Source organism: Pseudarthrobacter sp. B4EP4b (assembly GCF_006680095.1).
Taxonomy (GTDB): domain Bacteria; phylum Actinomycetota; class Actinomycetes; order Actinomycetales; family Micrococcaceae; genus Arthrobacter.
Genome location: NZ_VHIJ01000023.1, coordinates 30,571 through 31,216, shown reverse-complemented (window position 1 = coordinate 31,216; position 646 = coordinate 30,571). Strand labels below are relative to the sequence as shown.

Here is a 646-nt window from a genome sequence, read left to right as displayed (position 1 = left end):
GGGCTTCGGCGCCTCGCTCGAGTGGGCCACGTCCTGCCCGCCGCCGCGGCACAACTTCACGTCGCTGCCCCGGATCCGCTCCGAGCGTCCCGCCCTTGACCTGCACCACCCCGAGCTTCGACAGGTCCACACCGCCGAGTCGCCGGCTCCCGCAGCCCAGGTACTCGGTAACGCCGACCAGAAGGACACTGCACAGTGAAAATCGAATCATGGATCTTTGGTTCCGGAGTCTTCTTCTTCGTACCGGTTTCGCTGGTCTACGGGTTCCTCACCAACTGGGGTGAGTGGGTCGGTATCCTCGGCATCCTCCTGGTCGGCGGCCTCGCCGGCATGATCGGCGGATACCTCGGCTTCACCGGCAAGCGTGTTGGCATGCGTCCCGAGGACCGCACTGACGCCGAGATCCACGAGGGCGCCGGCGAACAGGGCCACTTCAGCCCGTGGAGCTGGTGGCCCCTGGTCCTGGGCATCGCCTGCGCCACAGGGTTCCTTGGCCTGGCAGTCGGCTTCTGGATCGTTTTCATCGCCGCCGGCCTCGCCGTGGTAGCGCTCATTGGCTGGGTCTACGAATACAGCCGCGGCGACCACGCCCACTAGGCACAAAGAAATAAACAACGACGGCGGGCCTCACCTTTCAGGTGGGGCC

General features: G+C 65.8%; 1 protein-coding gene and 1 pseudogene. Both read left to right on the top strand.

Going from position 1 to position 646, the window contains the following annotated elements; translation table 11 throughout:
• Positions 1-199 (top strand): annotated as a pseudogene (locus tag FNL14_RS08560) (cytochrome ubiquinol oxidase subunit I); the annotation flags it as partial.
• On the top strand, positions 196-597 hold the full coding sequence (locus FNL14_RS08555) for a cytochrome c oxidase subunit 4 (protein WP_091419959.1): 402 nt from the start codon (positions 196-198) through the stop codon (positions 595-597). The pseudogene FNL14_RS08560 and the gene FNL14_RS08555, both read left to right, overlap by 4 nt.
• Positions 598-646: the final 49 nt, after the last annotated feature.